The organism is Actinophytocola sp., assembly GCF_036402745.1.
Classification (GTDB): Bacteria; Actinomycetota; Actinomycetes; order Mycobacteriales; family Pseudonocardiaceae; genus Actinophytocola.
Genome location: NZ_DASWSJ010000214.1, coordinates 18217 through 27372, shown reverse-complemented (window position 1 = coordinate 27372; position 9156 = coordinate 18217). Strand labels below are relative to the sequence as shown.

The window sequence follows — 9156 nt, the reverse complement described above, 5'->3', positions numbered from 1 at the left end:
CCCCTGGGGTTCCGGTGGTCGGTGCAGGACTTCGCACGATGATCTACGAGACAGGCCTTAGTGTTCCGCGCCGACGCCGACTTCGGCGGGCACGGTGGCCGGGTTGACGATCACGACGTCACAGTGGACGGTCCGCCACAGCTCGCGGCTCGCGCTCGCGTCCATCAGGGCGGGCAGGCCGCCGTGCGTCGGCGCGCCGATGACGACCGCGCGGGCCTTGATGGCGTCGGCGTGCTCGCTGATCAGCCGGCCGACCGCGCCGTGGTCGCCGGCGTTGAGCAGGACGTGGCCGACGGCCGGGATCCCGTTGTGCGCCAGCCGCTTCAGGTGTGTGCGGACCAGCTCGCGGGCGGCCTCGAGCGCCTCGCCGTCGGCGGTGGACTCGCTGGCGCTCGCGTGCTCCTGGGCGTGCAGCACGTGTACCGCGCGGCCGTTGATCGCGGCCAGCCGGCAGGCGGTCTCGGTGACCCGGTCGGCGATGGGGGAGTCGTCGATCGCGGCCACGATCGCGCCGTCCGTGCGTGCGGTGGTGGCGGCGAAGTCGAACTCCACTGTGGACAGTGCGGGCGGCTCGGCCGGGGGACCGGCGACGCTCTCGGCCTGGACCCGCTCGGCCTCGTGGAGCTCGGCGTGCGCGGTGCGCAGGATGAGGATGCCGACGATCAGCGCGCCCGCGCCGATGTAGAACGGCACGTGGACGTTGGTGGCCTCGACGAGCTTGCCGGCGGCGAAGGGGGCGAGGCCGCCGCCGATGAAGCGGACGAACCCGTAGGCGGCCGAGGCGACGGGGCGCTCGACCGGCGAGATCGTCATCACCGCCTGGGTGGTGACCGTGTTGTTCACGCCGATGAACACGCCCGCCACGACGACCGCGATGACGAGCACCGTCGGCGTGGTCGTCCAGATCGCGATGACCAGCACCACGAGCGCGAACAGGAACAGGTTCAGGTACAGCGTGCGCGCGATACCGAACCTGGCCTGCAGCCAGGGCGCGCCGAACACGGAGAAGATCGCGACGAGCACACCCCAGCCGGTGAACACGAGGCCGAGCTGGATGGCGCCGAGGCCCATCGGGAACGGCGCATAGCCCAGGACCGTGAAGAAGGCCCAGTTGTAGCAGAGCGCGGTGAGCGACATGGTGGCGAGGCCGCGGTGCTTCAGCGCGCGCAGCGGCTCCATGATGCCGGTCTTGTGGTCGGGCTTGGGCAGCGGCTCGACCAGCACCCAGGTGGCGATCGCGGCGATGGCCATCAGCACGGCGACGCCGAAGAACGGGCCGCGCCAGCTGACGTTGCCGAGCAGGCCGCCGAGCAGCGGGCCCACCGCGATGCCGAGGCCGAGGGCGGTCTCGTAGAGGATGATCGCGCCGACGAACCCGCTGGTGGCCGACGCCACGATGACGGCGAGGGAGGTGGCGATGAACAACGCGTTGCCCACGCCCCAGCCGGCCCGGAAGCCGACGATGCCGCCGATGCTGTCCGAGGCGCCCGCCAGCGCGCTGAACACCACGATCAGCGCGAGCCCCACGAGGAGCGTGCGCTTGGCGCCGATGCGGCTGGACACCCACCCGGTGCTGAGCATGGCCACCGCGGTGATCACCAGGTAGCTGGTGAACAGCAGGGTGACCTGGCTCGGCGTGGCGTTCAGGTCGTGCGAGATCGCCGGCAGGATCGGGTCGACCAGGCCGATGCCCATGAACGACACGACACAGGCGAACGCCACCGCGAACACGGCCTTCGGCTGTTTGAAAGGACTGGCCGCCGCGGGTGCGGAATGGCCACTCATGTGGTGCTCCGTTCGGCAGCGACGGGCCGGCTCTCCGGCCGGCTCGGTTCGGTCCGGCCGGCGTCGGCCGCGAGCCGGGTGAGGGACTCGATGGCCGGCAACGCGGCCGCGAGCCGGCGCTGCTCGGCGTCGGTGAGTCGCTCCAGCAGCGACGCCATCCGCTCGGTGCGCACGGCCCGCCGGTGAGCGAGCTTCGCGCGGCCGGCGTCGGTGAGGTGCACGCGGACCACGCGACCGTCCTCGGGGTCGGGCAGCCGCTCGGCGAGGCCCGCGTCCTGCAGGCGGGTGATGAGCTGCGTCATGGCCGGCTGGCTGACGCCCTCCTGCGTGGCGAGCTCGGTGAGCCGGGCGGGCCCGCGCCGGTCGAGGCTGGCCAGCGTGGCGGCCGCGGTGAGCGACAGCCCGCCCTGCGGAGCGAGCCGGCGGAACAGCCGGGTGAGCTCCTCCAGCGCGCTCGAGACGTCCGCGGCAGGCAACTGCATAAGCTACTTATATCACGTGCTTATGTACCTGCCGGCTGGCGATCAGCAGCATGCTGGCGTTGCTCACGCTCGTGCTCACCTGGCTGGCCGGTGCCGGTACAGCCACCCGATGTCCCGGACGAAGGACCACGTCAGCAGGGCCAGCGCCACCGCGACCACCGCCGTCGTGACCGCGCGGGGAAGCAGGCCCGCCGCGGCGACGACCAGGACCACGCCCTGGACCGAGGCCACCGTCTTGCTCGCGAGGCTCGGCGGCGGTGGCGGGCGCAGCCACGGCAGCACCACGCCCGCCAGCACGAACGCGTACCGCCACGCGCCGATCGCCAGGACCCACGGGCCGAGGGTCATCGCGACGTGGATGCTCAGCACCAGGATCAGGAACGCGTCGATCTCCATGTCGAACCGGGCGCCGAGCCGGGTGGCGGTGCCGGTCCGCCGCGCCACCCGGCCGTCGACCCCGTCCATGGCCAGGGCGACCGACGCCGCCGTGACCAGCACCGGGACCGTCGCCGGCGCGCGCATCGTGTCGGCGACGAGCGCGATCACGCCGCCGGTGAGCGCGGCCCGCGCGAGCGTGACGTGGTTGGCTGGGCCCAGCGTGCGGGCGCCGGCGCGGTGCAGGCCCACCGCGAGGACACCGCAGACAACCCCGGCACAGACCAGGGTGAGGAGCCAGGCCCACGGGCCGACCCGCAGCACGGCCAGCACCGCCAGCTGCTCGGCCATGCCGACGGCGACCGCCCGCAACGGGAGCACGATGCCTCCCAGACCGTAAGGTGATCATGAGCATAGACCGGAGGTGGGCGCGCCGATGGATCGTGCGTTCTGGCTGACCGAGCCCGGCCACGGCGAGATCCGGCCGGTCGAGCTGCCCGCGCCCGGTCCGGACGACGTCCTCGTCCGCACCCTCTACTCCGGCGTCAGCCGGGGCACCGAGGCGCTCGTGTTCCGCGGCGGCGTCCCCGCGAGCCAGCACGACGTCATGCGCGCGCCCTTCCAGGAGGGCGACTTCCCCGCCCCGGTGAAGTACGGCTACCTCAACGTCGGCGTCGTCGAGGAGGGCCCGGCGCAGCTGCGCGGGCGGACCGTCTTCTGCCTCTACCCGCACCAGACCCGCTACGTCGTCCCCGCGCGGGCGGTCACCGTGGTCCCGGCCGCGGTCCCGGCGGCCAGGGCGATCCTCGCCGGCACCGTCGAGACCGCGGTCAACGCCGTCTGGGACGCGGCACCCCTGGTCGGCGACCGGATCGCGGTCGTCGGCGCGGGGATGGTCGGCGCGAGCGTCGCCGCGGTCCTCGCCTCCTTTCCGGCCGCCCGGGTGCAGCTCGTCGACGTCGACCCAGCGCGGGCGGCGGTTGCCGACGCGCTCGGGGTCGGCTTCGCCACGCCGGAGACCGCGCTGGACGGCTGCGACCTCGTCGTCCACGCCAGCGCCAGCGAGGCCGGGCTGCAGACCTCGCTCGAGCTGCTCGCCGCGGAGGGCACGGTCGTCGAGCTCAGCTGGTACGGCGACCGGCGGGTGAGCGTGCCGCTGGGGGAGTGGTTCCACTCGCGCCGGCTCACGCTGCGTGCCAGCCAGGTGGGCATGGTGTCCCCGGCCCAGCGCGGCCGGCGCGGCTACGCCGAGCGGCTCGCGGTGGCCCTCGACCTGCTGGCCGATCCCGCGTTCGACGCGCTCGTCACCGGTGCCTGCGCGTTCGACGAGCTGCCGGTGGCGCTGCCCAGATTGATCAGCGATGAACCATCCGCGCTCTGCCTGCGTGTTACCTACGACAGCACATAGCCGATCGTAGGAGGCGCCGGGTGTTCAGCCTCACCGTCCGTGACCACGTGATGGTCGCGCACAGCTTCAACGGCGAGGTGTTCGGCCCCGCGCAACGCCTCCACGGCGCCACCTTCGTCGTGGACGCCAGCTTCCACCGCGAGGAGCTCGACGCCGACAACATCGTCGTCGACATCGGGCTCGCCAACCGGGAGCTGGCCAAGGTCCTCGGTGCCTTCAACTACCGCAACCTCGACGAGTTGCCCGAGTTCGCCGGCGTCAACACGTCGACGGAGTACCTGGCCAAGGTCATCGCGGACCGGCTCGCCGACCACGTGCACGCCGGCTCGCTCGGCGAGGGCGCCCGCGGCCTCGCCAAGATCTCCGTCACCCTGCGCGAGTCGCACGTGGCGTGGGCGAGCTACGAGCGTGCTCTGTGAGTACGGATCCCGTGACGTTCGTCCTGCCTGGCGACGTCGACGACGTGACGCTGGCGAGTGGCGGAAACACCTACGACCGCCGGATGTGCGACGTGCTCGGCCCTGAGCTGCGCGCGGTGACCCTGCCGGGCCGGTGGCCCACACCGGACTCCGCCGCCCGGTACGCGCTCGACGGCGCGCTCGGCAACGCCCCGGACGGGTCGGTCGCACTGGTGGACGGACTCGTGGCCTGCGGCGTCCCGGACGTCGTCGTGCCACACACAAGCCGGCTGCGGCTCGCGATCCTGCTGCACCTCCCGCTCGCCGACGAGACGGGCCTGCCCGCCGACCGCGCCGCCGAGCTCGACGTCAAGGAGCGCGAGACCGTGCGTGCCGTGTCCGCGGTGATCGCGACCAGCGACTGGGCCGGCCGCCGGATCACCGCGCACCACGGGCTCTCCCCGAGCCGCGTGCACGTCGTGGCGCCCGGCACCGACCCAGCGCCGCTCGCCGCCGGTTCCGCCGGCTCGCGGCTGCTCTGCCTCGCCTCGGTCACCCCGCGCAAGGGCCAGGACGTGCTCGCCGTGGCGCTCGGCGGCGTCCTCGACCTGCCGTGGACCTGCGCGTGCGTCGGGTCCGTGCGCCGCGACCCGGGCTATGTGGACCGGGTCCGCGGGCTCATCGCCCGGCACGGGCTCGACGAACGGATGTCGCTGGCCGGCCCGCTGCCCGACGACGAGCTCGAGACCACCTGGGCCGGCACGGACCTGCTCGTGCTCCCCTCCTACGGCGAGACCTACGGCATGGTCGTCACCGAGGCACTCGCCCGCGGCGTCCCGGTGCTGACCACCGACGTCGACGCGCTGCCCGACACGCTCGGCAGCAACCCCGACGGTGCCGTGCCCGGCATCCTCGTGCCACCCGGCAACGCGGCCGCGCTCACCGACGCGCTGCGCCGCTACCTCGACCGGCCCACGCTGCGCGACCGGCTCCGGGCCGCGGCCCGCGAGCGGCGCGGCCGGCTCGACGACTGGGACACGGCGGCGAAACGCCTGGCCGGCGTCCTCGCGCGACTGGGGGGTGAGCCGTCATGGGCGGCCTGAGCATCAGGACGGCGTGGGCGTGGCTGCGGCTGCTCATCGGCGCCGCCATCGTCGGGGCGCTGGTGTGGAAGGTCGGCGGCGGCGGGTTCCTCGACGGCATCCGGGTCATCCACGTCGGCGAGCTCGCGGCCGCGCTGGGCATCGGCCTGGTGACGACCGTGCTCTGCGCGTGGCGGTGGTGCCTGGTGGCCCGCCGGGTCGGCCTGCGGCTGCCGCTCGGGCGCGCGGTCGCCGACTACTACCGGGCGATGTTCCTCAACTCCGTGCTGCCGGCGGGAGTGCTCGGCGACGTGCACCGCGCGGTCCGGCACGGCAAGGACGAGGGCGACGTCGGCGCGGGGGTGCGGGCGGTCGTCCTGGAGCGGACCGCCGGCCAGGCGGTGGTGATCGCGGCGGGGGTCGTGGTGCTGCTGGCCACGCCGATCGGGTCGGCCCGCGACATCGGGCTGGTGGTGCTCGCGGTGGCGGTCGCGGTCGTGGCCGGCTACCTCGCGGGCCGGCGCTGGGCCCGGCCGGGCTCGCGCTGGCACCGTACGCTCGAGGACATCCGGCACGGACTGCTCGCTCGCGACGCCTGGCCGGGGATCGCGCTGCTGTCCGCGGCCGCGCTCGCCGGGCACATCACGCTGTTCGTGGTCGCCGCGCGGGCCGCCGGCGCCACGCTGCCGGCCGGGAAGCTCGTGCCGATCGCGATCGTCGCGCTGCTGGCGATGGGCCTGCCGGTGAACATCGGGGGATGGGGACCACGGGAAGGCGCGACCGCGCTGATGTTCGCGGCGGCCGGGGTCGGCGCCGCGCAAGGCCTGACCGCCGCCGTGGCATACGGATTGCTCGGGCTGGTGGCGAGCCTGCCGGGCGCGTTGGTGCTGCTGCGCCGAGAACGGGAGACGAATCATGACGGATCTGGCCGACATCGGGCGGCAGGCGGTGGCCGAGCGGATGGTCGACACCCGCTTGCCCACGGGCTACGGGGACTTCCGCGCGGTCGGGTACCTCGACCGGCAGGGCCACGAGCACGTCGCGCTGGTCTACGGCGACGTCATGGGGCGCAGCCCGCTCACCCGGGTGCACTCGGAGTGTCTGACCGGCGACGTCTTCGCGTCGACCCGGTGCGAGTGCGGTGAGCAGCTGGCCGCGGCGCTGCGGCGGATCGTCGCGGCGGGCGCGGGGGTGCTCGTCTACCTGAAGGGCCACGAGGGTCGCGGGATCGGGCTGGTGGCGAAGCTGCGCGCCATGCGGCTGCAGGAGGAGGGGCTCGACACGGTCGAGGCCAACCTCGCGCTCGGGCTGCCGGTCGACGCCCGGGACTACGACGTCGCCGCCGAGATCCTGCGCGACCTCGGCGTGCGCTCCATCCGGCTGCTGTCGAACAACCCGAAGAAGCTGGACTCCTTGCGGCGCAACGGGATCCGGATCGCCGAGCGGGTGCCGCTGCTGGTCGAGCCGCACGCGGAGAACGTGCGTTACCTGAGCACCAAGCGCGAGCGGCTCGGCCACCTGCTGCCTCACCTGTCGAGCGCGGCGAGCACCCCGGCGAACGACTCGGCCAGGCTGGCGAGTGCCGCGTTGCCCTTCGCCGCGGACGCGAGGGAGGGCCGGCCGACGACCCCGGACTCGGTGTAGGCCCGCAACCCGAGCGTGAGGAACCGGTCGCGGTCGTCGGCCTGCTCGTCGTGCTCGGCGTAGTCCGGCCGCACCAGGTCCGGGTGCGCGTGCAGGAGGATGGAGGTCTCGAGCTCGCCGGCGTGCATGTCGCCGTCCGGTCCGGTCTCGACGCCGCCCGCGGTGCGCGCGGTCAGCCAGTCGACCTCGGTGGGGAACAACGCCATCCGCTCGCCGCGGGCGCCCGCCTCTTGGACCACGTTGCCCAGCACGTAGTTGCCGCCGTGCCCGCTGATCAGCACGAGCTTGCCGATCCCGCTGCGCCGCAACGACTCCGCGACGTCGTTGACGACGGCGTAGAGGGTCGCGGCGGAGATGCTCACGGTGCCGAACCAGCCGGCGTGCTCGTGCGAGCAGGAGATCGTGACCGGCGGCAGCTGCAGGACCGGCCGGACGGCGCCCACCGCCCGGGCCACGGTCACCGCGATGACCGTGTCCGTCGCGAGCGGGAGGATGGCGCCGTGCTGCTCGAAGCTACCGACCGGCAGCAGCGCCACCTCGGGCCGCCGCCGCTGTTCCTCCACTGCTGTATTCGTGGGAAGCAGGTAGTCGATCATGTGTGGTCCTCGCTACGGTTGCCCGCATGGTTGGGCGGATCTGGTCGTTGCTGCTCGAGTTCGCGCCGGCGCGGGAGGCGATGCGGCGTGAGGTGCGGGTCGCGGTCGACCTCGTGATGGACGCGGCCGAGGACGCGCAGGTGCGCCAGCGCGAACGGCACCGCTCCGCGCTGGACCGGACCACCCGGCAGCTCGGCGACCTTCGGGACCGGGTCGCCGAGCTCGCCGCCGCGAACACGGGCCTGGTCGGCGACAACGCCTCGCTGCGCGGTGAGCTGGCCGAGCGCGAGGAGGCGATGCAGCGCGAGCGGGAGGAGCTGGCGCTGCGGTTCCGCGACGAGCAGGAGGCCGCCGAGGCCGAGCAGTGGGAGGGCACGACCACCGACGTGTTCTGCTGCCAGTCCTGCTGGGCGTTCTGGTTCCTCAGCACCGCGCCGGACCGGACCAGCAGCACGGTCCGCGGCCCCTTCGGCCGGCACGACGCCGCGTGCTCGGTGTGTGCCGACCCGCTGATGGCGTTACCGGCGGCGAAGTTCGTCGTGTACCGCAAGGCCGCCGAGGACCGGGTGAGCCGCCCGGTCGCCGACGAGTCCGCGACCCGCGCGGACCTCGCCGGCGCCGAGCTGGACGCTATCGCCGAGGGCCTGGCCCGGCTGCCGAAGGTGACGAGCCGGACCGTGGCGTGGCTCGCCACCGGCCTCACCGGCAACCCGGAGCTGCCGGCCAAGGTGCTCGGCGACATCGCCACCCGGACCACGATGCCCGTGCCGCTGGACGGGATCGTGGCCGGCATCCGCGCTTTCGCGGAGGTCAGGACGCCTCGACAGCCTTCTTGATCCGCTCGCCGAACGCGGGCGCGTCCTTGCGGGCCGCGCCGAGCGCGAAGCCGGCGATGACCTTGCCGAAGCCGTGTCCCTCGAGGACGTTGTAGATCCGCAGCCGGGTCCCGCCGTCCGGGGTGGACTCGAAGTCGTAGCCACCCTCCTTGGCGGTGACGAGGTTCCTCGACTGCTCCGCCCACCGGATCCGCGCGTCCGGGACGAGCTCGGTGATGCGGAACTCCCGGTCGGTCTTGAGCCCGGCGTCCTTGACCGAGCTGGTGAACACGGTGCCGACCGTGGTCGGGCCGTCCGGCGTCTTCTCGATGCGCTGCACGCGGGGGCTGAACGTCGGGTCGTTGGTGCCCGCCGCGAGAAAGGCGAAGACCTCCGCGACGGGCCGGTCGATCTCGACGGTGGCCTCGAACTGACCGGCCATGCGGTTCTCCTCTGGTTCGTTGCGACCCCTGCCGTGGAGCAGGAGCATCATCCCAGAAGGAGCGGCGATCCCCGCCGATCCACACCGGCCGGTTGTGTCCGGTCTGCCGGCCGCCGACGAGGCCGAGGC

Annotated in this window: 10 protein-coding genes and 1 pseudogene; 6 read left to right on the top strand and 5 right to left on the bottom strand. The window is 73.4% G+C overall.

Annotation, left to right across the window (positions count from 1 at the left end; translation table 11 throughout):
* Positions 1–57 precede the first annotated feature (57 nt).
* The 3 genes from VGD70_RS20485 to VGD70_RS20475 all read right to left on the bottom strand — a co-directional run bounded on the left by VGD70_RS20485 (position 58) and on the right by VGD70_RS20475 (position 3023).
* Positions 58–1785 (bottom strand): MFS transporter, encoded by a 1728-nt coding sequence (locus VGD70_RS20485; protein ID WP_331083662.1) that lies wholly within the window; start codon positions 1783–1785, stop codon positions 58–60.
* Positions 1782–2267 carry a MarR family transcriptional regulator gene (locus VGD70_RS20480; RefSeq protein WP_331083660.1) on the bottom strand — a complete coding sequence of 162 codons (486 nt, stop codon included), beginning with the start codon at positions 2265–2267 and terminating at the stop codon, positions 1782–1784. Before VGD70_RS20480 ends, VGD70_RS20485 begins: the two co-directional genes overlap by 4 nt.
* A gap of 75 nt (positions 2268–2342) precedes the next feature.
* Positions 2343–3023 (bottom strand): CDP-alcohol phosphatidyltransferase family protein, encoded by a 681-nt coding sequence (locus VGD70_RS20475; RefSeq protein WP_331083658.1) that lies wholly within the window; start codon positions 3021–3023, stop codon positions 2343–2345.
* 55 nt (positions 3024–3078) lie between these two features.
* Here VGD70_RS20475 and VGD70_RS20470 point away from each other — a divergent pair, with 55 nt between their 5' ends.
* From VGD70_RS20470 to ribA, 5 genes and pseudogenes are all read left to right on the top strand, one after another.
* Complete coding sequence (locus VGD70_RS20470) at positions 3079–4050, top strand: zinc-binding alcohol dehydrogenase (RefSeq protein ID WP_331083656.1); 972 nt, start codon at positions 3079–3081, stop codon at positions 4048–4050.
* 20 nt (positions 4051–4070) lie between these two features.
* Entirely contained in the window at positions 4071–4469 is a 399-nt protein-coding gene (locus tag VGD70_RS20465) for a 6-carboxytetrahydropterin synthase (RefSeq protein ID WP_331083654.1), read from the top strand.
* Positions 4466–5551, top strand: coding sequence for a glycosyltransferase family 4 protein (locus VGD70_RS20460; protein WP_331083652.1), 1086 nt, complete (start codon positions 4466–4468; stop codon positions 5549–5551). The genes VGD70_RS20465 and VGD70_RS20460 overlap by 4 nt, the downstream gene beginning before the upstream one ends.
* Positions 5539–6348: pseudogene (locus VGD70_RS20455) on the top strand (lysylphosphatidylglycerol synthase transmembrane domain-containing protein); the annotation flags it as partial. The gene VGD70_RS20460 and the pseudogene VGD70_RS20455, both read left to right, overlap by 13 nt.
* A 97-nt stretch (positions 6349–6445) precedes the next feature.
* Positions 6446–7174 (top strand): GTP cyclohydrolase II, encoded by a 729-nt coding sequence (ribA, locus tag VGD70_RS20450; protein ID WP_331083650.1) that lies wholly within the window; start codon positions 6446–6448, stop codon positions 7172–7174.
* On the opposite strand, the gene VGD70_RS20445 is transcribed toward ribA, so the two are convergent.
* Positions 7057–7770: a creatininase family protein gene (locus VGD70_RS20445; protein WP_331083648.1), complete on the bottom strand. Its 714-nt coding sequence runs from the start codon at positions 7768–7770 to the stop codon at positions 7057–7059. The two genes, ribA and VGD70_RS20445, sit on opposite strands and share 118 nt — an antisense overlap.
* A gap of 26 nt (positions 7771–7796) precedes the next feature.
* On the opposite strand from VGD70_RS20445, the gene VGD70_RS20440 reads away from it, so the two are divergent.
* The gene (locus VGD70_RS20440) at positions 7797–8606 is read left to right on the top strand and encodes a hypothetical protein (RefSeq protein WP_331083646.1); all 810 of its coding nucleotides are present in this window, start codon (positions 7797–7799) and stop codon (positions 8604–8606) included.
* On the opposite strand, the gene VGD70_RS20435 is transcribed toward VGD70_RS20440, so the two are convergent.
* On the bottom strand, positions 8581–9027 hold the full coding sequence (locus VGD70_RS20435) for an SRPBCC family protein (RefSeq protein ID WP_331083644.1): 447 nt from the start codon (positions 9025–9027) through the stop codon (positions 8581–8583). The genes VGD70_RS20440 and VGD70_RS20435 overlap by 26 nt on opposite strands.
* Between the last annotated feature and the right edge of the window lie 129 nt (positions 9028–9156).